Here is a 23,946-nt window from a genome sequence, read left to right on the forward strand (position 1 = left end):
TTATTCAGTTACAACCCCGGCTTGCCGGGGTTGTTTGTTTTGGGGCAGGGAAATGCGTGCTTGCTTGCGCGCGCTAATCTTGGGAAAATCCGCGCCGTTTTCTTTATCCCATTTTCCGTATTCGAGGTTATCGTGGCTCAGATTGGTCTGTTTTTTGGCAGTGACGAAGGTAATACCGAGCGCGTTGCCTATCGTATTCAACAGCGTTTCGGGGTGGATGTCGTTGATGTGCGCGACATAGCCGATGTAACCCAGTTGGACTTTGCCAACTACGACAAGATCATTCTCGGTATTCCTACATGGGACTTCGGCCAAATCCAATCAGATTGGGAAGAGTTTTGGGATGATATAGCTGCAGTCGACTTTTCTGGCAAACAAGTTGCGCTCTTTGGGTTGGGCGATCAATTTGGTTATGGTGATTATTTTCTCGATGCGATGGGTATGCTGCACGATGTGATTATTCAGACTGGCCCGGAAATTGTTGGCCATTGGCCTACCGAAGGTTACGAGTTTGAAGCGTCAAAGGCAGAGATCCCCGGTGCGGGAATGTTTGTCGGTTTGGCACTGGATGAAGATCAACAAGAAAATTTAACTGCAGAGCGTCTGAATCGTTGGTGCACACAAGTTCACGTCGAATTTGGTTTGGACACTCCACTGGAATTGCTAACGGATTAAAACATAGCACTGTTAAAAAAATAGGCGTACTCGCGCCTATTTTTTAAGCTTTGCCGCTGCGGTATGGTTTTAAGCCTCTGCAACAAATACCGCACGAATCGGAGCTGGGTGCCCCTCCGCTGTTAATGAAGAGTCTTCAGGGTGTAAAAATTCTGGCAGCGAATGAAAGCGCATCCATTCCGTTGCACGCTGCTCTTCGGTGGTAGTCGGGCATACGTCCACCACACGCGGATTGTTAAAGCCCATTTTGCGCAACCAGGACAACATAGTGTCGCAGCTGGGCAAAAACCACACATTATTCATCTTGCCGTAGCGATCTTCAGGCACTAATACATCACCCAACTTTCCTTCAATCACCAAGGTTTCCAATACCAGTTGGCCACCGGGGCGCAGGGTATTTTTTAATTCCAGCAAGTGATCCATCGGCGAGCGGCGGTGATAGAAAACCCCCATGGAAAATACTGTATCAAACGCCTGCAGTTTTTCGGGTACATCTTCAATGCCGACTGGCAATACATCGACTGGATAAGCAGCGCCGGCAAAATGTTTAATCATGTGGAACTGCACAATAAAACGCGGTGATGGATCAATACCAATCACGCGTTTTGCGCCAGCGCCCAGCATGCGCCAACAGTGATAACCATTGCCGCAGCCGACATCGAGAATTAACCGGTCTTTTAGTGGGGCGAGATGCGGCAATACACGATCCCATTTCCAATCTGAACGCCATTCAGTATCGATATGAATATCGTGAACGAAGTAGGGGCCTTTGCGCCAGGGAATCAACTCTTGCAATACAGAGCGAATTTCCGCGCGGGTGGTTTCATCACAATCGCTAGGTTGGCCAATGCGCACTGCGTCGGTTAAGGCGACCTGCGATGTTGCAACCTCGGGCAATTTCGCGAGCGATGCTTTCCAGCCTGCCAAATCACCGTAACGTTTTTCACAGAGCCCTGCGGCGATTTGTGCGGGCAGTTGCTCTGCCCATTTGGCGAGTGGTGAATCTTTTAATGCATCCAGTAAATGATCGTAATTGATATTTGTCACGGTATTGTGTTGCTCTATTTAATCGCAATCAGCGAAGCAAAATTAAAACATTGAAACCATACATCAACACTGCTGAAGCCAGCTTGGCGTAACCGCTGGCGGTGGGCATCGAGTGTTTCAGGAATTAAATAATTTTCAATGGCAGCGCGCTTTTGTGCAATTTCCAAATCACTGTAACCATTGGCGCGTTTAAAGTTGTGATGCAACTCCGTCATTAGGTGTTGATGTTGCTCATCATCAAATGCTACTTTTTCCGAGATGATCAATACACCACCAGAATTTAATCCCTTGCCAATATTGCGCAACATATCAAGCCGCTCTTCAATGGGGATAAATTGCAGCGTGAAATTCAGTACCGCCATGGAGGCATTGTGTAATACAACATCTTGGATTTGCGCTTCCATCAGTTCAACGGGAACTTCGCCGCTGTCCGCTGCAATCACCTGTTGGCAGCGGGCGATCATGGCTGCGGAATTATCCACACCAATAATTTTGCAATTGGCCGCCTGAATACGGTGGCGCATGGCCAGTGTCGCTGCACCAAGCGAGCAGCCCAAGTCATAACACTGACTATTGGCGTGCACATAGCGCTCGGCAAGGTTGCCAATCATATTGATGATAGTGGCGTACCCCGGTACCGAGCGTTTAATCATATCGGGAAAAACATCGACTACACGCTGATCAAATGCGAAGCGGCTAACCTCTGCCAGCGGATTGGCATAAATGGTATCAGGATTTATTTCGTGCATAGGCGTGACTGGTTAATGGCGCAATAGTAGGGAGAAGGTAAGTGCGCGCATTGTAACCGTCATTGAATGTGACAACAAATTTAGAAATTCATAAAACTGTCATATTTCCGCAGGAATATTCAGTCCATTCACTTCATGTTGTTATTAAGTTGCCATCTTATGTCTTTGCAGAGTCAGGTATTTAGTCAAATTACACTGCAAAAGGAATTGCGCCGCTTGATTGAGTTCAAGCTACTAACCCCGGTTTTTCAACCCATAGTCGCGGTGGAGAATCCGCGCATTATTGGTTATGAGGCGCTGATACGCGGCCCCGAAGACAGTCCATTACATAAACCCGATGCGCTTTTTTCTGTTGCGCGGGAGTCGCGTTTGTTAGCTGCACTGGAGTTTGCGTGTAGAGAAGTGTCGTGTGAACGTTTTGCTGAATTGGCATTACCCGGCAAACTCTTTCTCAATATGAGTCCCATCAGTTTTACCGACAGCCAGTACCGCGATGGCGTAACACGGGAAATTTTACAGCGCGTTGGTTTAAGTGCTGAGCGCTTGGTGTTCGAGTTGACTGAGAGTCAACCCCTGGATGAACTGGATTTGCTGCGCGCTGCCTCTGATCATTTTCGCCGTCAGGGGTTTGCGGTTGCATTGGATGATCTGGGGGCAGGTTATGCAGGTTTGCGTGTTTGGAGTGAACTCTGCCCGGACTATGTAAAAATTGATCGCCATTTTATTTCTGGTATCGATAAAGACCCGGTTAAGCGCGAGTTTGTGCGTGCGATGTTGGATATAGCGCATCGCATGGGGCATAAGGCCATCGCTGAAGGTATAGAGACAGCGGCGGAATTCGACACGCTAGTCACCATGGGTGTTGAGTATGCGCAAGGCTATTTTATCGCACACCCGCAGGCTCTGCCGATTGTTGAGCTGCCTGCTGTGATTGCCGGATATGTCGGTAATTCAATGCGTCGCTATCAAGATCACTTTACTCGCACAGTCCGGGAAATTGTGATGGACTCGGAACAGGTGACATCGTCAACCCTTGCGGAAACAGTGGTGAAAATGTTTCGTGCCGACGTGCGCTTAAGCTGTGTTCCAGTTATCGATGGCGATACTCCATTAGGGATGGTCAGCCGTGCAGAAATTTTAAATATTTTTTCGCACCGCTTTGCCCATGAGTTATATGCCCAAAAATCAATTCGGGATTTTATTAGTCCTTTATCAATTATTGTCGATGTCAACACTGATTTAAAAATTGTGGGTCAACTGATTAGTGAAGATCCACAGCAAAATCTGAGTGTCGATTTTATTGTCGTAGATAACAATCGCTATATGGGGGTTGGTAAAGTGCGCGACCTATTGCGCGCCATTACTGAAGAAAAACTCCGCATTGCCCGTCATAGTAATCCACTTACCCAACTGCCAGGCAACGTACCTTTGTATGAGTGGGTCGATCATTTGTTGCTGCATAAAAAAGAATTTGTTGTCGCCTACTGCGACATTAATCACTTCAAGCCATTTAATGATGCATTTGGTTATAGTGCGGGTGACGAAGCCATAGTGCGGCTAAGTCAAATTATTTGTGCGTGTATTGATAAAACCAAAGATTTTGTCGGCCATGTAGGTGGTGATGATTTTATTCTTGTGCTGAGTTGTGATGATTGGCAGTTGCGCTGTGAGCGAATATTAAATCGTTTTTCCGAGATGAGTCTTCAACTGCTGCCGCAGGAATTAACAGAGTATTGGAGTGTTGATCGACAAGGGCAGCGCCAAAAATACGGCGCTTTAACCTTGGCAATTGGTTGCGTTTCACCTGATCTGGAATTTTGTATCACACATCATCAGGTGTCGCAGTTGCTGGCCGAAGCAAAACACAGTGCCAAAATGCAAGGGGGCAACCAACTTTTCTATTCGCGTCGGCGTAAGCCACAGATGACAAGTGTGGATTAAATTAGAAGCAGTGAGTGAGCTGGGAAATTACGTAGCAACCTGAAAAACCTGAGCTATTCTTAGTCTAATTTCTGGGTGGAGGTGGACTAATGGCTGATCTTGGTTACTACAAGATGCATGCGCTGATCATTGATGATTTTGAGAATTTTCGCGGCACACTCTACAAAATGCTCATGGATTTAGGGATCGGGAATGTTGACTCTACCGCCACTGGTGAAGATGCGCTACGCCTTTGCAAGGCCCGTTGTTACGACATTATTTTGTGCGATAACAATTTAGGCAAAGGTAAAAGCGGCCAACAGGTATTGGAACAACTGCGTTCTACCGATAACCCCTGTGCCGACAGTCTGTTTATTCTTGTCTCCGCTGAAAGTAGTAAAGGCAGCATTATGGCTGCATACGACTATGAGCCTGATGCCTACCTCGCCAAGCCTATTGCGCCCAAGGCATTGGATCAACGTCTCGGTCGTTTGATTGAGCAGCGTCTGGAGCTAAAAGCAATTCATGCGGCACAGAAATCGGGCGACGACCAGCTCGCAATTAACCTTTGTAAAGAATTGATTGCCTCAGGTAGTCGCTACGCCAATGCTTGTCAAAAACTGCTTGGCCAGTTACATCTCAACGAAAATGACTTGGTGGCGGCTGAAGCTGTCTATCGCGCAGTGCTCGACAATCGTGAGCTGGAATGGGCGCAATTGGGAATGGTAAAAACTAAACTGGCGCAAAACGATTTTCTGGGTGCGCAACAATGGCTGGAAAATATATTGCAGGCAAATCCACTCTGCATGAAAGCTTATGATTTACAGGCTGAGCTATGTAAGTTGCAGAACGATTCCGATGGGTTACAGAGTGTATTGCAAAAAGCCACCGATATTTCCCCTCTTTCTATTTTGCGTCAGCAAGCATTGGGCGATGTGGCTCAGCAGAATAATGATTTGGTAATCGCTGCGAATGCACTTAAGCGCGCAGTTAAGTTGGGAGAAAATTCCTGTTTTGATAAACCGTTAATTCACTCTCTTTTTGCACAAACCACAATCGATTTATATTCAATTGATAAAGAACTCGCAAAACCATTCGTTCGTGAAGCGATTGTGTGTGTTAATAATCTGGAAGAAAACTTCGGTAAAAGTAATCTGCGAAAAGTAGAATCTTTATTGCTTGAAAGCCAATTACAAGTGTGTGCTGGTGATCAGCGTCGCGCGCAGGATGCCCTGGCAAGTGCCCAGTCATCACTGGGTGATAACGAAGATGAAAATGCTTTATCGGTGCAAATTGAATTGGTGCGAACACTGCGGTTGATAGGGAAGGCTGATGAGGCGCAGCAACTTTTGGAAGATTTGTTGCATCGTTATGCGGGTAAAGAGGAACATTTACAGCGTCTGGATGTACTGCTGGATGAGCCGCGCAGTGAAAAGAATAAGCTTATGGTAGCTGAAATCAATAAAAAAGGTATTACTTTTTATAATGCAAAAGATTTCACCGCAGCTGCAGATGCATTTAAAACCGCACTACAAAAATTACCGAATCATATCGGCTTGCGATTGAATTATGTGCAGGCAATGATTGATAAACTGAGAACCCATTTTGATGCTGGAACTAGTGAAAAAGTCCAGCAAACCTTTACCAAAACCAATGCCATTATTTCCCAGCAGCATCCGCAATTTCAACGTTATCGTCAGTTAAATGACATGTATAACACTCTGGTTAGAGCCAATGAAAAAGATAAGCGAGGTTGATCTTGAATACATCATCTAAGCAAAAAAACGGCAGTGACGAATATGGACAAACATCCATTGATTTTTCATTCGTCCTGGCTTCTAGTGTGCACGATATGAAAAACTCGTTGGGGATGTTATTGAATACCTTATCCGCTATGGTTGCTAATTCGCCACCTAAAGATGCAGAGCAAGCACAATTTTTCTCGGTATTGGAGTATGAAGCTGCGCGCATTAATGGTGAGCTGGTACAGCTTTTGTCCCTTTACCGCATGGATGAAAACACCATGTCAGTAGTGATTGATGAGCATCATGTTAGCGATATTATCGACGAACAAATCGCCCGCAATGACACGCTGTTAAAATCACGAAATATTAATGTACAGATAAATTGTGACAGCAATTTAGTGTGGTATTTCGATAGTGAATTGATTGGCGGAGTGCTGAATAATTTAATTGTGAACTGCGCGCGTTACAGTCGTAATCAGTTGCTGATAACGGTAATTGAGGAGGAAAATTTTTTATGCATTTCTATTGCTGATGATGGACAGGGTTATCCTGACAATATGCTGGTGGGGGTCTTACCGCAAGCCCCTGTGTCGTTTAGTTCCGGCAATACGCGCTTGGGTTTGTTATTTACACGCAAGGTCTTGGAGTTACATAGATCCAAAAAAGAGCAAGGTTATATGACTATTGCAAATAATGGTCCTTTAGGTGGAGGCGTATTAAAACTTTTCTTACCCTAAGGGCATCGCCTGATTGAGGTGTTGAAATCACAGAACGGCTATTGCATTATCACAACCCGTTTCGGTTTTTGCTTTCAGGTTATATTTTATGCTTAAAATCCGCTTTAAAGATAATAAATACAACGCGGTATGGCTGGTGGAACCTAAAATCACCATAGGCCGCTCAGCGACTAATGCACTGGTTATCGATGACCCGCTGGCCAGTGATGTGCATATGGAAGTACTGGTTGATAACGAACATCTCACTTTACGGAATCTTATTCCTACCCAGCCGATTATGGTTAACGGGCAAACGGTTACCGGAGCCTGTGAGCTTAAACCAGACGATCAAATTCAACTGGGGCAAGTGGAGTTGGTGGTGATCGATCCTAAGCGAGAAGCCCGGGTAATTGCCGAAGAATCAGCCAATGTCACCCAATTGCGTGCGCCCAAAGCGACAGGGTGGTCATTAAAAGCAAATCACACTGCTCTGGCTAACCGTGTTTTTCCACTCAAAGAATTAAATGTCATAGGTCGTGCCAGTGAGTGTGACATTAGTTTGGCAGCGGCACATTTGTCGCGACGTCATGCGCAATTGCAAATTATCGACGGTATGCTGTTCGTTAAAGACTTGGACTCTGCTAATGGCACTTTTTTAAATGGCAAAAGAGTGGCTGAGGCCCGTGTTAAACGGGGAGATGAATTGCGTTTTGATGCATTGACCTTTGGGGTAATGGGGCCGTCTGACGACATGGCAAAAACAACGGTGCGACCAGTGCCTATAAAAGCCGAGATTGTTGAGCCCAAGCCTAAACCCAGCCCGCGCGAAAGTGCCCGCGAGAAAGCCATTGCGCCAACCAGAGCTTCATCGAGTCGCGCCGCTGCTGGTGTGCAGCCCCAATCTGCACCCCAGGAAAATGCCAAAGGGAAATATGGGCTTATTTTTCTTGGTGTGCTCGCTGTTGTGGTTATAACTACCCTGATTTTAACGCGCAAATAAGTATTGAAGCTTTACAGGAACTGGTCGATAACCTGTGATGCGACAACCAGCTATTGCTGCACACAGGTGAATTTATGAACATTTCCTCGCTTAATCATCCTTCTGTTAATAGTTCAGCGGTTGGTTCTGGTCAGCTACCTCAATTAAATAGCGCCAATTCTGCTACTCAAGGCAATTCGCACAAAACACCCGAAGTCAGCCGTACAGAAGCATCTGATTTACAAGATAAACGGCAAACTGCGCTGCAAATCGTCAATCGCACATTGACTATGGCCTATGAGAAAATTGCGTCACGTGGTCAGGCTGCCAGTGCGGAATATAAAGCCTTTGAACCGCTGACAGCGGAAAAGGTGGCTAATAATATTTTGGGTTTTATTGAGCGTCGCTTACAGTTAGATGTGGCCGATGGCGCAAGCCAAGAAGAGTTGAAAGCCCGTTTAGATGCTGGTTTAGCAGGATTCAAAAAAGGTTTTGCTGAGGCGAGTGAAAAACTGGAAGCATTAAGTTTACTTTCCCCGGAGATAAAATCTGATATTGGCAAGACTTATGAGTTAGTACTCGAGGGAGTGGATGAGCTGCGCTCCAAGTTTATCCAGTCAACAGAAGTAGAGGCAAAACAGCCGAAATCCAATTCAGCTGCAGATGTGTTGAAAACGGCGGACGCTAAAAAATCATCTGCCAAGTTGGACGTACCGGCGTTTTTACCGGCGACCAGTAGTTACCTTGGCTATGGCAATTATGAATATGGTCGTGCACGCGAATTCAGCTTTGAGTTAACCACCAAAGAAGGTGATAAGGTCACTATTAAAGCGACCTCCAGTGAAGGTTTGGCCGTTGAAGCTGGGCGCGCTGGGCGAGGCAATAATTCAGTGGGCGCGCTCAATGCCAGTTACAGCTCCAGCCAATCTTTTTCACTCTCAATTGAAGGCGAGTTGAGCGAAGAAGAACTTGGGGCTATTAATGATTTGTTAGGGCGTGTAAACGGTCTGGCCCGCGAATTTTTTGACGGTGATCTGGATGTGGCATTCGAGCAAGCCATGAATATGGGCTATGACGCTGCGCAAATCGCCAGTTTCTCACTGAATTTAGCGCAGGCCGAAATTCAGCAGGTAACACAAGCCTATCAAACTTTTGAACCGGGTGATGCTGAAAGCGGCATCAACAAGCCCCAATTGTTAGCCGATCAATTATTACCGTTGGGGAACTTCATTAAGGACCTGCTTGCAAGCTTGGATCGAGCGTCAGAATTCGGTGAGCCACGGTTACTCTTATCCAACATGGCTGAAAAAGTGACCGGCGAGACAGAGGTCGATCAGCAGCAAGGCCAGCGTTTCCGCGATTTTATGGAGCAAATTATGGCATTGGACTTGGGTTAATTTTTTCGTGAAACGCCCGCTGTTGAGCTGATACACTGCGGTTTTGTCTGATGCGGTGTGTTTATGCAATCGATTTATCTTTATTCGACTCCTGGATGCCATTTGTGCGAGCTTGCCCGAGAGGTAATCTCGCCACTGCTGAGCCACCACTCCCTGTATCTGGAAGAGATTGATATCGCAGAATCCGATGAGCTGATCGAAAAGTATGGCGTTAGAATTCCCGTCTTAAAATCTCCCCTTCATATTGACGAATTAGGGTGGCCTTTTGACTCGGCGCAAGCTGATAGTTTTCTGAGGCGAATAAACCTCTGATCTATTACTGATTATTTTTTGTTGGGTGCCAAGCCAAGACTGTTCATTGTCTCCGCAACCCAGTGCAGTGAATCCACATAGATTTCTGCGATGAGGTTTGGGGTTAAACCCAGTGCTGCTAATTGCGGCCAATCTATATCTTGCCAGTGCCCTTGCTCGTGCGCTTGCACAATCTGCAATACCATCCCCTCTGGGCCTGCATGAGTGAGCATTGCATTATTCAGTGATTCGCTGAGCGAAAGGCTTCGCAATAACTCTTCCAGAGGAGAGTCGAGAAAGGCATCCAGTGTTGATAGCAAACCAACTGTAAAATAAGCATCTGGACTGTTGCGCTGATTCATTTTGGTGGCAATCATTTCGCACATGCGCGCTCGTGTTAATGCCGCCACGCTCAACTCATGGGGTTTACCACTCAAGTTGGAAAGTGCTAACAAATTAACCCAATTTCTCAGTTTATTTAAACCGAGTAGCATAATTGCTTGGCGTAATGATTCAATATTTCGCGATAGTCCAAACGCTGCGGAGTTAACCAGGCGCAATAATTTAAAACTTAAAAGTGTGTCGCGCGCAATCATGCGTTCAATTTTTTCGATGGGAGCATCTTGATCGTGCAGGGCAGCTAACAACTGTAATACAGACTGTTTATTTTCTGAAATTTTTCTTCCAGTAATAACTCGGGGTTTGGCAAGAAAATATCCTTGAAATAAATCAAAGCCTAAAGCTTTGCATTGTTCGAACATCTCATAAGTTTCAACTTTTTCGGCAATTAAAATAACGTTGAAGGGCTTGAGGTAATCAATATGGTAGCGAAGTTTTTCTGGCGATAAGCTCAATACATCAAGTTTGATAATGTCTGCATAGGCTATTAGGTTTTTGCTGTTTTCATCTAATTCAAAATCATCTAATGCAATGGTGTAACCCTGTTCGCGCAATTGCTTCAGCGAATGCAGCATGGCTGCATCCACTTGTTGGCCTTCCAGTACTTCGATGACTAATTTTTGGCGATTAAATGGAGGGGGTGAGTCAAGTAGCGTGCGTGTAAAGTTTACAAAGGCTTTATGACTGCCCACTACCTGTTCAATCGATAGCTCGGTAAATGCGTTAAGCAAAACTTGCGAACTGGCGGCATCGCCATCGGTCGATGCAATAAATTTTAAGTCGCTATTGCGACAAAGAAGTTCGTAGGCCACAACTTGCATATTGCCATCAAATATAGGCTGCCGGGCGAGAAGAGGGATGGCTTCGGTCATAGAGTAAACGGATTGATTGTTGTTGTGTTTCGAAAGATCCGATTCCTAAGATCTGCGCAGTCGTTAGAAGTGTAGCTTGCAACAGCCAGCTTACAACCAGAGTTTCAATAATCGACACTCAACTAGGCGAAATTTTAGCCCATAGTCGATTTTTGCCTATACTGATACTACTTTAGTACTGGTTTTCCTGGCGAGGCCGCAAAAAAACGAATGGTAGCAGTATGTCCAAATTATTAGATTCTATTGATCAGCGCACCCGCTTGGTGGGGGAAAATCGTCTCGAATTACTTATGTTTCGTTTAGGTGGGCGGCAGCTATTTGCAATCAATGTATTTAAAGTGCAAGAGGTTGTTAAGGTTCCGGTCTTGCGCCACGTACCGCATAGCCATCCTCATGTTCGCGGTGTGGCGCATTTGCGCGGTCAAACCGTACCTGTTATTGATCTGCGTGCTGCTATTGGTATGAGTGAATTAAAACAGCTGGAGGACGCCAACCTCATCGTTGCTGAATATAATCGTTCTGTTCAGGCATTTTTAATTGGGGCCGTCGATCGCATTGTGAATCTTAACTGGGAGCTTATTTTACCTCCACCCAAAGGAGCGGGGCGGAGCCATTTCCTTACGGCTATTACCAAGCTCGATGACCAGTTGGTGGAAATTCTGGATGTTGAACGTGTGCTTGCTGATATTATTCCGTACAACACAAGTGTTTCACATGATGTTCTGGACTCTGATCTGGTAGCAGAGGCGAAAAAACGCAAACTAAAAGTGTTGCTCGCCGAAGATTCGCCTACTGCAGTGAAGCAAGTAAAAGAAACTTTGGCCAATATTGGTATTGAGGTCCTGTCGGTACAGGATGGTCTGCAAGCATTAACCATGTTGCAACAGTGGGTGGCTGCCGGGCATAAGGTCACCGATGAAATTCTGATGCTCGTAACGGATGCAGAAATGCCCGAGATGGATGGTTATCGTTTGACAGCTGAGGTTCGCAAAAACCCCGCGTTGGCTGATTTATATGTGGTATTGCATACGTCACTTAGCGGTAGTTTTAATAAAGCGATGGTAGAGAAGGTGGGTTGCAATGATTTCTTATCCAAGTTCCAGCCCGACGAATTAGCAGAAGTTGTGCAAAAGCGCTTACGTGAATACTTGAAAAAATAATTTCATGACTCAACAATAAAAAACCACGCGTGAAGATTCATGCGCGGTTTTTTATTAATTGTGAATTGCTTGATTACAATTGACGATTCATTTCTGCTGGCGTTACAAAATTAGTTTCTTGCCCTAAACGATATGCGTAAATGACCGAAAAAGAGAGCACATTTTGTACATAGCCTCGGGTTTCTTTGTAGGGAATTGTTTCGATCCATACATCATAGGGAAGCTGCGTACCTTTATCTTTATTTAACCATTTTTTTACTCGGGTCGGGCCAGCATTGTAAGCCGCCGCCGCCAGTATGCGATTGCCCTCAAATACACCAAGTAAATGGTTTAAATAGCGGCTCCCCAGCGCAATGTTTTTCTCGGGTGTTATTAAATCTTGAAGGGTGAAACTCAGGCCATTTTTTTGCGCTGTCTGTTTGGCGGTCGCTGGCATTAATTGCATTAACCCTAGCGCCCCGGCAGTTGATTTTGCATCATGTACAAATGCACTTTCCTGGCGAGTGACGGCAAAAATAAACAGCGGATTTACTGAGGTTTGTTGCGCTGCTTTGGTTACATGTTCTTTGTAGGCTATAGGAAAGCGAACTTCAAGATCATCCCAATATTGCGCCTCTGCCATCACTTGAATGCCGTTGCGATACCAGCCCAACTTTTCAGCCAAGCGCCCCGCGATGATCATTTGCTCCAATGGCATGCGGCGAGTAGTGTGAAAAAATTCCCGGTTGGCCGCCCCCAATTCCCCGCGAGCAAAAAATTCGCGCGCGCGTAAAATGCCTTGTGCATTTTCTACCGCGGCAATTTGCTCGTTGGTAAATGACATGGGGCGATCTAGCAAATGGTAATTTACTTTGGTTTTATCGGCGGCTAAAAAACCATAAAAACTTCGAGCAGGTGCCACACTGTTATAAATACTTGTAGGTGTCTCGCCATTTATTTCTTTGATGGATAATTCCTCCATCGTGCGTGCTTGCCAATAGCGCCAGCGTTCACTGGCACGTGCATCTTCAGGCAAGCGGGCAAGCCATTCATTAACTCGCTCCCAATCTTGCTTGCGCAAAGACTCGCGCAGCAGCCATTCAAGTAAATCAACGCGCGTTAAGTTAGGTGTTGAGGCAACCAATTTTTCAGCGTCAACTTCATGATTCTGATAGAGCAAGCGCAGAGCAATATGGTATTTGATTTCAACTCTATTGGTATCATCAAATAGTTGCTGCGCATCATAACCGTGCCAAAGTGCGAGGGCTTCTTTGGCATTGATTCGTGCTAATTTTTCCAAACCATGCAAAATAACCGTTTTCATTTTTGGGGATTGTTTGGAGAATTTTGCTGTTTGTTTTAATAAGCGTGGATTGGCATCTACTTGCTGCAGCAAGGCCGCCAGAGGGTGATCGGCAGCAGGCAGTAGGTTGCTCAAATAGCTTGCCATACCTTTATTGCCCGCTTTTAAAGCTTTTAAATGGCGTTCCCAAATCAAATCGGGTGTCATGAGTCCCGCTTTTTTCCATTGATCAAACACGGGATCGCAAGCTTTGGATTGTGTTTTGTCAATGTTCCAGAGTGGCGCAACGTCGTTGAGTGCGCTTTTATCTCCTGTCGCCAAGCGTGCGCGCAAATTCAAACAGGCCAATTCTGGGTCAGTGAGACGTTTATCATAAAAATGCAAATAATCAGCCCAACGCTCGCGCTGAGCCAGCGTCCGTAACCACCGGTGAGTTAAGCGCTCGGATAAAAATGAATCGGGGTAATTCGCAAAAAAAGCCTGCACATCTTGTTTGGGCAAGCTAAATAAACGATTGGTTAATTCTTGATATTCAAGATAAGGCAGCAGAGGGTAGTTTTTGAGCTGTTTTAATAAACGATGGTATTCAGGCATGTTTTTGGCGTTGAGGGCCTTTTGTGCCTGAACGTATTGTTGTCGCTCTATTTGACGAGCATCCGTCTTGGTCGATGCTGTTTTTGTTGTGGGTGGCGTTGTCGCAGCCTGCGCGTAAGTCAGGGTTATGCTACCAACGAATACGCTGGCACTCAGGGCTGCTGGCCAAAGTATTTTTGAAAACCTCATGGATACCTCAATTGTTATCAAACCCAAGCGGGTTGGTTATGCCTTTCTGGTGGGATATGATGCGGCACTTCTTAATGCGGTACTTGCGCGGCAGTGCAAGATGAGTGCTGGGGCCGCATTAATTTTGTTGCCTCTACTAAAGACTTTAGCAGACGGCCAAGCATTCACTTGAGAATATCAGCCCGCTGGTGCTTGTGCCAGTATCATTTTCGTTGAAACACTACCTGAATTATTCCCTCTATGTCTTTGATTAAAATTGAAAAAGCCGGACTCAGTTACGGCCTGCAAGTACTCTTGGATGGGGTTGACCTGACCATTGAACGCGGTCAGCGCCTCTGTTTGATTGGGCGTAATGGTACCGGCAAGTCAAGCTTGTTAAAGGTGCTAGATGGTGAGGTCGATCTGGATAAAGGCGAAGTTATTCGTCAAACCGGAATTCGCATTGCCCGTTTAGAGCAGGATCTTCCAGAGGCTGATGATCGTCTCGTATTTGATGCTGTCGCAGCAGGCGCAAAGGGAGTAGGGGAGCTGCTTGCTGAGTACCGAGTTTTATCTCATGCACAGCACATAGATGATAACCAATTGGCGCGCATGGCCGACTTGCAACACCAGATTGAAGCCAATGATGGCTGGGCATTGCAGCAGAAGGTGGATGAAATCATTTCCCGTCTGGATTTGCCCGCTGAGCGTTACATGCGCGAGCTTTCGGGGGGCTGGCGTCGCCGTGTTGCGCTTGCACGCGCACTGGTGATTGAACCTGATGTGTTGTTGCTCGATGAGCCAACTAACCATTTGGATATTGCTGCGATTGAGTGGTTGGAAAAACAATTGCTGAGTTACAACGGCGCGTTGGTGTTTATCACCCATGACCGTTCATTATTGCAGGCCTTGGCGACCCATATTGCTGAGTTGGATCGCGGCCATTTGCGTTGTTGGGAAGGCGACTACGCCAGCTTTTTGGTGTATCGCGAGCAGGCGCTTGCGGAAGAGGCCCGCCACAACGAGTTATTTGATAAGCGTCTCGCACAAGAAGAGGTGTGGATTCGCCAGGGTATCAAAGCGCGCCGTACCCGTAATGAGGGGCGCGTGCGTGCATTAAAAGCCTTACGTGAAACCCGCTCACAGCGGCGCGAGGTTGTCGGTAAGGCCAACTTTTCCTTGGCTGCAGGTGGCGACTCAGGCAAGTTGGTCGCCGATTTGGTCGACGTGAGCTACTCATTTGGCGAGAAAAAAATCGTCAACCAGTTTTCTACCCGCATTATGCGCGGCGATAGAATTGGTTTAGTCGGCGCTAATGGAGCAGGTAAAAGCACGCTGCTGAAATTAATTCTCGGCGAATTGCAGCCGCAATCTGGCAGCGTGAAACTGGGCACTAATCTGGAAGTGGCTTATTTTGATCAGCTGCGCGACCAATTAGATCTTGATAAAAATGCCGTTGATAACATCGCTGGTGGGCGCGAATTTATTGAAGTTGATGGAAAATCAAAACATATTTTTTCTTATCTTAGCGATTTTTTATTTAGCGGCGAGCGAGCGCGCACACCACTACGCGCCTTGTCAGGTGGCGAGCGCAATCGTGTACTACTTGCCAAATTATTCAGTAAGTCGGCAAATTTATTGGTATTGGATGAGCCGACGAATGATCTGGATGTCGAAACGCTTGAGTTGCTGGAGGATATTCTCACCGAATATACCGGCACGCTTTTATTGGTAAGCCATGACCGGGCATTTTTGAATAATATTGTGTCCAGTGTTATTGCATTTGAAGGGCGCGGCAATGTGCTTGAGTATGTGGGTGGTTACGACGATTGGCTGCGTCAAGGTGGCAAATGGACCCAAGCTGATGAGCTGCCAGAGGTGAGTGTCAGCAATCCTATCGAGGAGCCGAAAAAAGCCACCCACCCAGAAACAGAAAGTGCTAAAGCGCCGACCAAACTTAAAAAATTGAGCTACAAATTCCAAAAAGAATTTGATGAGTTGCCACAGAAAATTGAATTGCTGGAAAAACAGTTAAATGCACTACAGCTAGTGACCAGCGCCAGTGATTTTTATAATCAAGCGCCTGCCACAGTAGAGCAGAAGCTGCAGGAGCTTGCCAGAGTGCAGCAACAGCTCGATGATTCGTTTGAGCGTTGGGCTGAATTGGAAGATATGCAGCAAGAGTAAATGTCAAAAAATAAGACCGGTGAGGCGTTACGCTTCACCGGTTTGTTTTTTTACCAATACCGCTAACACATCGCAGGTAGCGCCGTGTAAAACACTATTGGGGGTCGAGCCGAGTAGTAATGCAAAACCCTTGCGACCATGGCTGCCAACCACGATTAAATCTGCAGATTCTTGCTCGGCCAGATAATGCAATTCAGCCGCTGGTTGCCCCACAAGTACATGTTGCTGCATGATCGGGTAACTGGTTGATTTGGCAAGTTGTGCCAGATCAGCTTCTGCTTTCTGCACTTGTTGCTCTTGCACGCCACTCAAATCTACCGGCATATCACCACCATATGCAAACGCAAGAGGCTCCAGTACATGCGCCAAGGTGAGTTTGGCATTGCAAGCTTGTGCAATAGCGGCTGCACGTTGGATAACCGGCGGGCAATCTTCAGATAGATCCAAGCCGACAATAATATGGGTGTAGTTAATAATTTCTGTCATGATTCTTATCCTCGGCATTGTTGTTGGTGCTTACTAAAGAATAGTTGCTCTCGCATAAAGTTTTAAGGATTTACATGAATATCTGGTTTTTTATTATTTTGATCGTGACGATTGCACTGGTGATGGGCCCTATCTCCATGCTCAGACCAAGCCCCGCGCAAAAAAGAAAGGAACAACTGCGTACATATGCTACTGCGCAGGGAGTGCGTTTTAGTTTGCGCCGATTGCCGGCCTTAAAAACTGATGTTGATCAGCCTGTAACCATGCCTGTTTACTATTTGTCGCCACCACCTAAAACACGGGAGCTACCAGAATGGATACTGATGCGCACCGGCTATGCACACGAAGGCAACTTTAGTTCCGAGTGGGATTGGCAAACTAATGTGCGCCCAAGTGATGCCACTTGCGAGCTGCTTAAGGGTTGTCTGCCACAATTGCCTGAATCGGTCCGGGCCGTTAGTGGTGGCAATATGGGTATTTGCGTTTTTTGGCAAGAAAAAGAAAGCGTGGAAATTCTGGATGTGTTAATCAGCGTGTTGACCCGGCTTTACCAAACTGAATATCTGTCAGCCGATCTACACGCTTAGGCGACTGGCGCCATTTCGCGTAGAGCGCTGCTAAGCCCTACGCGCTCACCGTCTATCATTTCACTTAACTCTTTAATCATTTGTAGGCGGCGAGGGTCTTGATGCATCGACTCCATCAATAGATGTTGGGCCTTGCGATAAAAAGCAAGGCGGTCACTTATGGCGACAGACTTATCCCCCTGACCGATGTATGACATCACCGATACCATTAAATAAGCCCAGCGCAGCTCTGTTTGATAGGCGCCTAATTCGACTTCATTAATAGTGCCTTGAGCAGCAAGCTGTACGATAAGATTCATTGCCTCATTGATGTGCAGCTGCGTTTTAGCAATTTGTGCATCACTGTCCCTTTGATAGCTAATTCCTTGGCGATTTTTTGGATTGAGCAACTCTTCCGAATAATGTTCACTTTTCAGTATCGCTGCCTCTAGGTGCTCTCGGTTATTATCTTCCAGCGCCAGCATTTGATGCTGCAGCGTAATGATCATGTCATTGATATGCTTGGTAATGACCCTGTTTGGTAGTGTTTGCTCCAAACAGTTCACAACATCAGTTAACTCTTCTACTTGAATACGCAAACGGCGTTGCTCCAAGCGGCGCTGACGTTGGCGCTGCTGTATGCGATGAAGTACGCTCACGGCAAAAAGTGTCATCAGCATCAAAAAAACAAGAATCACAATCAAGGTCATGCGGAAATCTACTAGGGCAAGGTAGTTGGGTTTCAGGTTTTTATGGGTTTCTTGTCCTTAAGTGTGCGGCAAATAACAAAATCATATATAACAATAAGATATGTTCGACCTTTAAAGTAAATAAACATCCTGTTTGAGGCAGAGTTTTGCGTATCTGTTCAGGCTCGACTATAAGACATGCTGGAAATTATAGCTTGACCCCTCGGGATTCAAGACTTATATATGCGCACCTTCACTGCTAGTTTAACCCGTCTTCGGGGCAATGAAGTAATTGTTTGGCGCATTTGCCGGCCCTTTTCACTGCCTTCTTTTTATAGAGATATTTCTAACTGCCATGGGTAAATCCTTAGTTATCGTTGAGTCGCCTGCCAAGGCAAAAACTATCAATAAATATCTGGGTGACGATTTTATCGTTAAGTCCAGTATTGGCCATATTCGCGATTTACCAACCAGTGGTGGAGCTAAGCCAGTTGATGCCAAAGAGCGAGCTAAACAAGCGGCTGCAACACGCAAAATGTCACCTGAAGACAAAGCAATTTATCAAGCCAACAAGAGTAAAAGTCAGCTTATTAACCGCATGGGCATTGATCCGGAAAACGGTTGGGCAGCCCAATACGAAATTCTTCCAGGTAAAGAAAAAGTTGTGGATGAGCTGAAGAAGCTTGCCGAGAAGGCCGATATGGTCTATCTCGCAACCGACTTGGATAGAGAGGGGGAAGCAATTGCTTGGCACTTACGCGAGGCAATTGGTGGCGATGAATCCCGCTATCGCCGCGTTGTGTTTAATGAAATCACTAAAACGGCGATTCAAAATGCATTTAAAACGCCGGGGCCAATCGATCAGAATCGTGTTGATGCTCAGCAAGCGCGTCGCTTTTTGGATCGCGTTGTGGGTTACATGGTGTCGCCATTATTGTGGGAAAAGGTCGCTCGGGGGCTGTCAGCGGGGCGCGTACAGTCTGTAGCTGTACGTCTGGTGGTTGAACGAGAGCGCGAAATTCGCGCCTTCATCCCGGAAGAGTACTGGACTCTTTTTGCTGATCTGCAGGCGGATAAAAGCCAAGTTGCCAGCTTTGAAGTGAAAAAGCAGGGTGATGAGGCTTTTAAGCCAATCAATGAAGCTCAGACGATGGCGGCGGTTAATGCATTGCAAGGTGCAGCTTATAAGGTAATTAATCGCGAAGATAAGCCCACACAATCTAAACCTTCAGCCCCTTTTATTACCTCGACCTTACAGCAAGCCGCGAGCACTCGTTTAGGTTTTGGGGTTAAGAAAACCATGATGATGGCTCAGCGCTTATATGAGGCGGGTTACATTACCTACATGCGTACGGACTCGACGAACTTGAGCAAAGAGGCTGTCGAAGCTTGTCGTGAACATATTTTAGAAAACTTCGGCAAACGCTACCTGCCTGAGTCGCCCATCCTTTATTCCAGTAAGGACGGTGCGCAGGAAGCGCATGAGGCGATTCGCCCCTCAAATGTTGATGCATTACCTAATCAATTAAGTGGTATGGAGCGTGATGCGGAGCGTCTTTATGGTCTGATCTGGCAACAATTTGTTGCCTGCCAAATGACGCCGGCAGAATACACTAGCACCAGTGTGGTGGTGGCGGCTGGCGATTATGAGCTGCGTACTCGCGGCCGTGTAATCCGTTTTGATGGTTATACCAAGGTCAGTCCGCAGGTCGCCAAAAAAGACGAAGATGTGGTGCTGCCAGATATGAAAGTTGGCCAAGTGTTGCCGCTGGTGAAACTTAATCCGCAGCAACATTTCACCAAGCCTTCAGCACGTTACACCGAAGCCAGTTTGGTAAAGGAGCTCGAAAAGCGTGCTATTGGTCGCCCATCGACTTATGCATCGATTATTTCTACCATCCAAGAGCGCGGTTATGTGCGCCAGGAAAATCGTCGGTTTTATGCCGAAAAAATGGGCGATATAGTGACTGAACGCCTGGTTGAAAGCTTTGATGACCTTATGAGTTATGGCTTTACCGCCAATATGGAAGAGTCATTGGATGTGGTTGCTCAGGGTGGAAAAAACTGGCGTTCATTGCTTGATGAGTTTTACGCTGGGTTTAGTAAAAAGCTGACCTTGGCGTCGAGCAGCGCTAAAGGCATGCGAGCGAATGATCCCACCGATACGGATATCGCCTGCAGTCTGTGTGGTCGCCACATGCAAATCCGTACCGGCAGTACAGGTGTCTTTTTAGGTTGCTCAGGTTATGGGTTGCCACCAAAAGAGCGCTGCAAAAACACTATGAATCTGGTTTCTGGTGATGAGGCTATCGAGGCTGATGCGGATGAAGAAGCGGAATCGCGCCAGCTGCGCGCCAAGCATCGCTGCAAGCTTTGCAACTCCGCGATGGACTCCTATCTGGTGGATGAAAGTCGCAAGTTACATATTTGCGGTAATAATCCTGATTGCCCCGGTTACGAGGTGGAGCAGGGCACCTATCGCCTTAAAGGTTACGAAGGCCCAACTATTGAGTGCGATAAGTGCGGCAGCGAAATGCAGCTTAAAACAGGTCGTTTTGGCAAGTATTTTGGCTGCACTAATAGTGAATGTAAAAACACGCGTAAGCTACTGAAGAGCGGTGAGGCTGCCCCACCAAAGGTTGACCCAATCGTAATGCCAGAGTTGCGCTGTGAAAAAGTGGATGATCACTATGTGTTGCGAGATGGTGCTGCCGGCTTGTTCCTTGCCGCAAGCCAGTTCCCTAAAAATCGTGAAACTCGTGCGCCATTGGTGGAGGAGTTGTTGCCCCATAAGGATCAAATAGATCCGAAGTATCACTTTTTGTTGTCTGCACCGGTAAAGGATCCTGAAGGCAACAAGGCTATTATTCGCTTTAGTCGTAAAACCAAAGAGCAGTATGTTCAAACCGAAGTAAACGGTAAGGCTACGGGCTGGAAGGCGTTTTACGATGGCGGAAAATGGAAAGTGCAAAAATAAGTTCTGCAGTAGTCATCTTTGCTGATGGCTACTGCCCCTACCTTGTTCTGAAACCTGTCGCGCATTATGTCAATTAGTCACCTCTCACTTGTAAATCAAAAGTTGGCGTTTGCTGGGGCCACCATCGGCCTATTAAACAACTCTCTTGGTGAGCCAAAAGGCATGCGCAAACTTGAATCGCAGGCCTTGGCCGATGCGGTTGTGTTCCATCTGATAGTGGCGCTGCATTTTTATCTGCGCGAGCTTGCCGAGCATCATCAAATAAAAAAGCCATCCGTTATTCGCTCCATTCAGGATCTAATCTCTTCACTGCAGCAGGTCGATAAGGTTTCTTCGGAGTCTTCTGAATTGCTAGCGCTTAGCCAGTTAAGTGATTCATGGTTAAGTCAACTGACTCAGTATCACGATCATATTTTTAAATCTCCCGAAAAACCCAGGGAGAAAAAAGCATTTGGACAGGAAAATTTAATTGCCTTAGTGGAGTTGACGGAAGCTCAGGGGCAAGAATTGCCTGACTTAACTGTGGAGTTGTTAACTTCTTGGTTGGAAAGCTTCGGTACATTGGTAACGCGTCAGCGCGAAACGATCGCAGAGTATTGATAAAAAGTTGAACCTGCAGAATGACTGTGGCACAATCAGCACCCTTCGCGCGCTAGGGCTGCTGATTTTTATAAAAAACATTAAAAATCAATTGGTTGGAGCGCGAAACATTAAGTCAGTGCTTTCATTTGTTTATGTAATGAAGGCGACCCAAGCGGACGTGGTGAAATTGGTAGACACACCAGGTTTAGGTTCTGGCGCCGCAAGGTGTGAGAGTTCGAGTCTCTCCGTCCGCACCATATTCCCCCAGCATTCTGTATTTCAGAGTGCTTGATCAACTGCAACAGATTTTCAGTTATTTCACGAGGCATATATGCAGGTTTCACTCGAAACGACTTCTGGATTGGAGCGCCGCTTAACCGTTGGCGTGCCCGCAGAGCAAGTAGAAAACGAAGTTGAAAATCGCTTGAAGCAAGCGGCACGCAACGTAAGCATCAAAGGTTTCCGCAAGGGCAAGGTGCCAATGTCTGTTGTCAAACAGCGTTTTGGTGCGGGCATTCGTCAAGAAGTTGTGGGTGATGTAATTAGCCGTTCTTTTTATGCTGCAGTACAAAAAGAAAATGTAAAGCCTGCTGGCCAGCCATCCATTCAGCCAAAGCAGTTGGCTGTAGGTAAAGATCTTGAATACATTGCAACCTTCGAAGTTTATCCAAGTGTTGCATTGAGCGATCTTACAGCATTCGAGCTCACCAGCTTCAAAGCAGAAGTGACCGATACTGATGTCGATAATATGATTGAAGTATTGCGCAAGCATCAGGCCACGTGGTCTGTTGTAGAGCGTGCAGCTGCTGATGGCGATCAGGTTAATATCAATTTTGTTGGCACCAAAGATGGTGTCGAGTTTGCCGGCGGTAAAGCGGACAATCACAATTTAGTGCTCGGCTCGAAATCAATGATTCCTGGTTTCGAGGAAGGTATTGTTGGTCTGAAAGCAGGTGAGAACAAGGTTGTTTCAGTTACATTCCCTGAAGATTATCAGGCAGAAGAACTGAAAGGGGCTGCGGTAGATTTTGCAATCACCGTCAATAGCGTGTCAGAAGCTCAACTACCAGAATTAAAGAAAGAGTTTTTCCAGAAGTTTGGCGTAGAAAAAGGCGGTGAGAAGCAATTCCGCAAAGAAGTAAAAGCAAACATGGATCGCGAGTTGGCCAATGCGCTGAAAGCAAAAGTAAAAGGCCAAGTAATGGATGCTCTTATTGCCTCTCACACCACTGATGTGCCCAAAGCGTTGGTTGCCAATGAAATTCAGGTGCTGCGTAATCAAATGATGCAGCGTTTTGGCGGACAACAACAAAATTTTGACGTTAAATCCTTGCTTCCCGATACCATGTTCCAAGATGAGGCTGCTCGTCGTGTAACCTTGGGTTTAATTGTTGGCGAGATTGTAAAGTCTGCCAAGCTTAAGCCTGAAGCGAAACGCGTAAAAGCTATGATCGAAGAGATTGCCTCAACTTATCAAGAGCCAAAAGAAGTGGTTGAGTACTACAATGGCAATCAGGAGTTGATGGCTGGGGTGGAGTCGGCAGTGCTGGAAGATCAGGTCGTGGACTATATCCTATCGCAAGCCAAAGTCGCTGAAGTACAGACTAGCTACGATGAAATCATCAAGGCTAACGCTCAGCGCTAATCGTTTAAAAAAGCCGCAAAACGCCTGTTTTGCGGCTTCCCTCTCTCTGAATACCTTCCAAATTACCTCATTTGACTGGCATATAATCCCATCACGGGTTAAGCTCTGTAGTGTCAAAAAATCATAGTTTTCAACATTGGCGACGCTATTAGCCCGCTTAAGGACAAAAACGCACGATGTCATACCAACACATGAACTCCCTGTTATCTCCTATCAATAGTGGCCTTGTACCGATTGTTATCGAGCAAACGGCACGAGGCGAAAGATCATTTGATATATATTCACGCTTGCTTAAAGAGCGTGTGATATTCCTTGTTGGTCCCGTTGAGGACTACATGGCAAATTTAGTCGTAGCTCAACTTTTATTTTTGGAAGCCGAAAACCCGGATAAAGATATCCATCTGTACATTAACTCACCAGGCGGATCAGTTACTGCAGGTATGTCCATTTATGACACTATGCAGTTTATAAAACCAAATGTGAGCACCATGTGCATAGGTCAAGCATGTAGCATGGGGGCATTTTTGTTAAATGCGGGCGCTAAAGGCAAGCGCTTTTGCCTGCCCAACTCTCGCGTGATGATTCACCAGCCAAGCGGCGGAGCACAGGGGCAGGCATCTGACATACACATTCAAGCGCAAGAAATATTGAAGATCCGCTCGCGCCTCAATGAGCTAATGGCCTTTCATTCAGGTCAGCCTATTGAAAAAATAGAGGTGGACACTGAGCGCGATAACTTTATGTCTGCTCAACAGGCGAAAGATTATGGCTTGATTGATGCTGTAATCGATAAACGTATACAGCCAGCTCAATAATTGTT

Annotated in this window: 21 protein-coding genes and 1 tRNA gene; 16 read left to right on the plus strand and 6 right to left on the minus strand. The window is 46.3% G+C overall.

Annotated features, from left to right (window positions below; translation table 11 throughout):
• Positions 1–132 precede the first annotated feature (132 nt).
• Positions 133–675, plus strand: coding sequence for a flavodoxin (locus tag AC2CG4_RS08120; RefSeq protein WP_062062171.1), 543 nt, complete (start codon positions 133–135; stop codon positions 673–675).
• A gap of 69 nt (positions 676–744) precedes the next feature.
• Here the strand turns inward: AC2CG4_RS08120 and cmoB are convergent, their stop codons facing one another.
• Positions 745–1,713, minus strand: a complete 969-nt coding sequence (gene cmoB / locus AC2CG4_RS08125) for a tRNA 5-methoxyuridine(34)/uridine 5-oxyacetic acid(34) synthase CmoB (protein ID WP_484486051.1) — start codon at positions 1,711–1,713, stop codon at positions 745–747.
• Positions 1,714–1,736: 23 nt separating this feature from the next.
• Complete coding sequence (gene cmoA, locus AC2CG4_RS08130) at positions 1,737–2,471, minus strand: carboxy-S-adenosyl-L-methionine synthase CmoA (protein ID WP_484485778.1); 735 nt, start codon at positions 2,469–2,471, stop codon at positions 1,737–1,739.
• Positions 2,472–2,630: 159 nt separating this feature from the next.
• On the opposite strand from cmoA, the gene AC2CG4_RS08135 reads away from it, so the two are divergent.
• From AC2CG4_RS08135 to AC2CG4_RS08160, 6 genes are all read left to right on the plus strand, one after another.
• The gene (locus AC2CG4_RS08135; protein WP_484485779.1) at positions 2,631–4,412 is read left to right on the plus strand and encodes an EAL domain-containing protein; all 1,782 of its coding nucleotides are present in this window, start codon (positions 2,631–2,633) and stop codon (positions 4,410–4,412) included.
• 89 nt (positions 4,413–4,501) lie between these two features.
• On the plus strand, positions 4,502–6,148 hold the full coding sequence (locus tag AC2CG4_RS08140; RefSeq protein ID WP_484485780.1) for a response regulator: 1,647 nt from the start codon (positions 4,502–4,504) through the stop codon (positions 6,146–6,148).
• A gap of 2 nt (positions 6,149–6,150) precedes the next feature.
• Positions 6,151–6,873, plus strand: a complete 723-nt coding sequence (locus AC2CG4_RS08145; RefSeq protein WP_484485781.1) for a sensor histidine kinase — start codon at positions 6,151–6,153, stop codon at positions 6,871–6,873.
• An 88-nt stretch (positions 6,874–6,961) separates the two neighbouring features.
• The gene (locus AC2CG4_RS08150; RefSeq protein WP_484485782.1) at positions 6,962–7,852 is read left to right on the plus strand and encodes an FHA domain-containing protein; all 891 of its coding nucleotides are present in this window, start codon (positions 6,962–6,964) and stop codon (positions 7,850–7,852) included.
• A 74-nt stretch (positions 7,853–7,926) separates the two neighbouring features.
• A complete protein-coding gene (locus tag AC2CG4_RS08155; protein ID WP_484485783.1) occupies positions 7,927–9,228 on the plus strand; it encodes a DUF5610 domain-containing protein in 1,302 nt (433 codons plus the stop codon).
• A 63-nt stretch (positions 9,229–9,291) separates the two neighbouring features.
• Entirely contained in the window at positions 9,292–9,540 is a 249-nt protein-coding gene (locus AC2CG4_RS08160) for a glutaredoxin family protein (protein ID WP_484485784.1), read from the plus strand.
• A gap of 11 nt (positions 9,541–9,551) precedes the next feature.
• On the opposite strand, the gene AC2CG4_RS08165 is transcribed toward AC2CG4_RS08160, so the two are convergent.
• Positions 9,552–10,790: an EAL and HDOD domain-containing protein gene (locus AC2CG4_RS08165; RefSeq protein ID WP_484485785.1), complete on the minus strand. Its 1,239-nt coding sequence runs from the start codon at positions 10,788–10,790 to the stop codon at positions 9,552–9,554.
• 221 nt (positions 10,791–11,011) lie between these two features.
• Between AC2CG4_RS08165 and AC2CG4_RS08170 the strand changes: the two genes are divergently transcribed.
• Positions 11,012–11,950 carry a chemotaxis protein CheV gene (locus AC2CG4_RS08170; protein WP_484485786.1) on the plus strand — a complete coding sequence of 313 codons (939 nt, stop codon included), beginning with the start codon at positions 11,012–11,014 and terminating at the stop codon, positions 11,948–11,950.
• Positions 11,951–12,023: 73 nt separating this feature from the next.
• Here the strand turns inward: AC2CG4_RS08170 and AC2CG4_RS08175 are convergent, their stop codons facing one another.
• A complete protein-coding gene (locus tag AC2CG4_RS08175) occupies positions 12,024–14,015 on the minus strand; it encodes a transglycosylase SLT domain-containing protein (protein WP_484485787.1) in 1,992 nt (663 codons plus the stop codon).
• Between AC2CG4_RS08175 and AC2CG4_RS08180 the strand changes: the two genes are divergently transcribed.
• Both AC2CG4_RS08180 and AC2CG4_RS08185 read left to right on the plus strand, forming a co-directional pair.
• Positions 14,014–14,187: a hypothetical protein gene (locus AC2CG4_RS08180; RefSeq protein ID WP_484485788.1), complete on the plus strand. Its 174-nt coding sequence runs from the start codon at positions 14,014–14,016 to the stop codon at positions 14,185–14,187. The genes AC2CG4_RS08175 and AC2CG4_RS08180 overlap by 2 nt on opposite strands.
• Positions 14,188–14,255: 68 nt before the next feature.
• A complete protein-coding gene (locus tag AC2CG4_RS08185) occupies positions 14,256–16,181 on the plus strand; it encodes an ATP-binding cassette domain-containing protein (RefSeq protein ID WP_484485789.1) in 1,926 nt (641 codons plus the stop codon).
• 27 nt (positions 16,182–16,208) lie between these two features.
• Here AC2CG4_RS08185 and AC2CG4_RS08190 read toward each other — a convergent pair whose 3' ends face one another.
• Positions 16,209–16,667, minus strand: coding sequence for a universal stress protein (locus AC2CG4_RS08190; RefSeq protein WP_484485790.1), 459 nt, complete (start codon positions 16,665–16,667; stop codon positions 16,209–16,211).
• A gap of 74 nt (positions 16,668–16,741) precedes the next feature.
• Between AC2CG4_RS08190 and AC2CG4_RS08195 the strand changes: the two genes are divergently transcribed.
• Complete coding sequence (locus AC2CG4_RS08195; protein WP_484485791.1) at positions 16,742–17,254, plus strand: hypothetical protein; 513 nt, start codon at positions 16,742–16,744, stop codon at positions 17,252–17,254.
• On the opposite strand, the gene AC2CG4_RS08200 is transcribed toward AC2CG4_RS08195, so the two are convergent.
• Positions 17,251–17,943 carry a hypothetical protein gene (locus tag AC2CG4_RS08200; protein WP_484485792.1) on the minus strand — a complete coding sequence of 231 codons (693 nt, stop codon included), beginning with the start codon at positions 17,941–17,943 and terminating at the stop codon, positions 17,251–17,253. The two genes, AC2CG4_RS08195 and AC2CG4_RS08200, sit on opposite strands and share 4 nt — an antisense overlap.
• Positions 17,944–18,277: 334 nt before the next feature.
• On the opposite strand from AC2CG4_RS08200, the gene topA reads away from it, so the two are divergent.
• The 5 genes from topA to clpP all read left to right on the plus strand — a co-directional run bounded on the left by topA (position 18,278) and on the right by clpP (position 23,941).
• On the plus strand, positions 18,278–20,899 hold the full coding sequence (topA, locus tag AC2CG4_RS08205) for a type I DNA topoisomerase (protein WP_484485793.1): 2,622 nt from the start codon (positions 18,278–18,280) through the stop codon (positions 20,897–20,899).
• A 66-nt stretch (positions 20,900–20,965) separates the two neighbouring features.
• The gene (locus tag AC2CG4_RS08210; RefSeq protein WP_484485794.1) at positions 20,966–21,499 is read left to right on the plus strand and encodes a DUF6586 family protein; all 534 of its coding nucleotides are present in this window, start codon (positions 20,966–20,968) and stop codon (positions 21,497–21,499) included.
• 154 nt (positions 21,500–21,653) lie between these two features.
• Positions 21,654–21,738 (plus strand) — tRNA-Leu (locus tag AC2CG4_RS08215).
• A gap of 74 nt (positions 21,739–21,812) precedes the next feature.
• On the plus strand, positions 21,813–23,126 hold the full coding sequence (gene tig / locus AC2CG4_RS08220) for a trigger factor (protein ID WP_484485795.1): 1,314 nt from the start codon (positions 21,813–21,815) through the stop codon (positions 23,124–23,126).
• A 191-nt stretch (positions 23,127–23,317) separates the two neighbouring features.
• The gene (gene clpP, locus AC2CG4_RS08225) at positions 23,318–23,941 is read left to right on the plus strand and encodes an ATP-dependent Clp endopeptidase proteolytic subunit ClpP (protein ID WP_484485796.1); all 624 of its coding nucleotides are present in this window, start codon (positions 23,318–23,320) and stop codon (positions 23,939–23,941) included.
• Positions 23,942–23,946: the final 5 nt, after the last annotated feature.

Source organism: Cellvibrio sp. ATLC23 (assembly GCF_057196725.1).

What these genes read in the sequence shown, in the direction of transcription:
- AC2CG4_RS08150 (WP_484485782.1), top strand. Translation starts at nt 6,962, where the DNA reads ATGCTTAAAATCCGCTTTAAAGATAATAAATACAACGCGGTATGGCTG.
- AC2CG4_RS08155 (WP_484485783.1), top strand. Translation starts at nt 7,927, where the DNA reads ATGAACATTTCCTCGCTTAATCATCCTTCTGTTAATAGTTCAGCGGTT.
- AC2CG4_RS08180 (WP_484485788.1), top strand. Translation starts at nt 14,014, where the DNA reads ATGGATACCTCAATTGTTATCAAACCCAAGCGGGTTGGTTATGCCTTT.
- AC2CG4_RS08210 (WP_484485794.1), top strand. Translation starts at nt 20,966, where the DNA reads ATGTCAATTAGTCACCTCTCACTTGTAAATCAAAAGTTGGCGTTTGCT.
- AC2CG4_RS08175 (WP_484485787.1), bottom strand. Translation starts at nt 14,015, where the DNA reads ATGAGGTTTTCAAAAATACTTTGGCCAGCAGCCCTGAGTGCCAGCGTA.
- AC2CG4_RS08170 (WP_484485786.1), top strand. Translation starts at nt 11,012, where the DNA reads ATGTCCAAATTATTAGATTCTATTGATCAGCGCACCCGCTTGGTGGGG.
- clpP (WP_484485796.1), top strand. Translation starts at nt 23,318, where the DNA reads ATGAACTCCCTGTTATCTCCTATCAATAGTGGCCTTGTACCGATTGTT.
- AC2CG4_RS08165 (WP_484485785.1), bottom strand. Translation starts at nt 10,790, where the DNA reads ATGACCGAAGCCATCCCTCTTCTCGCCCGGCAGCCTATATTTGATGGC.
- topA (WP_484485793.1), top strand. Translation starts at nt 18,278, where the DNA reads ATGGGTAAATCCTTAGTTATCGTTGAGTCGCCTGCCAAGGCAAAAACT.
- AC2CG4_RS08195 (WP_484485791.1), top strand. Translation starts at nt 16,742, where the DNA reads ATGAATATCTGGTTTTTTATTATTTTGATCGTGACGATTGCACTGGTG.
- AC2CG4_RS08135 (WP_484485779.1), top strand. Translation starts at nt 2,631, where the DNA reads ATGTCTTTGCAGAGTCAGGTATTTAGTCAAATTACACTGCAAAAGGAA.
- AC2CG4_RS08200 (WP_484485792.1), bottom strand. Translation starts at nt 17,943, where the DNA reads ATGACCTTGATTGTGATTCTTGTTTTTTTGATGCTGATGACACTTTTT.
- cmoA (WP_484485778.1), bottom strand. Translation starts at nt 2,471, where the DNA reads ATGCACGAAATAAATCCTGATACCATTTATGCCAATCCGCTGGCAGAG.
- AC2CG4_RS08190 (WP_484485790.1), bottom strand. Translation starts at nt 16,667, where the DNA reads ATGACAGAAATTATTAACTACACCCATATTATTGTCGGCTTGGATCTA.
- tig (WP_484485795.1), top strand. Translation starts at nt 21,813, where the DNA reads ATGCAGGTTTCACTCGAAACGACTTCTGGATTGGAGCGCCGCTTAACC.
- AC2CG4_RS08185 (WP_484485789.1), top strand. Translation starts at nt 14,256, where the DNA reads ATGTCTTTGATTAAAATTGAAAAAGCCGGACTCAGTTACGGCCTGCAA.
- AC2CG4_RS08140 (WP_484485780.1), top strand. Translation starts at nt 4,502, where the DNA reads ATGGCTGATCTTGGTTACTACAAGATGCATGCGCTGATCATTGATGAT.
- AC2CG4_RS08160 (WP_484485784.1), top strand. Translation starts at nt 9,292, where the DNA reads ATGCAATCGATTTATCTTTATTCGACTCCTGGATGCCATTTGTGCGAG.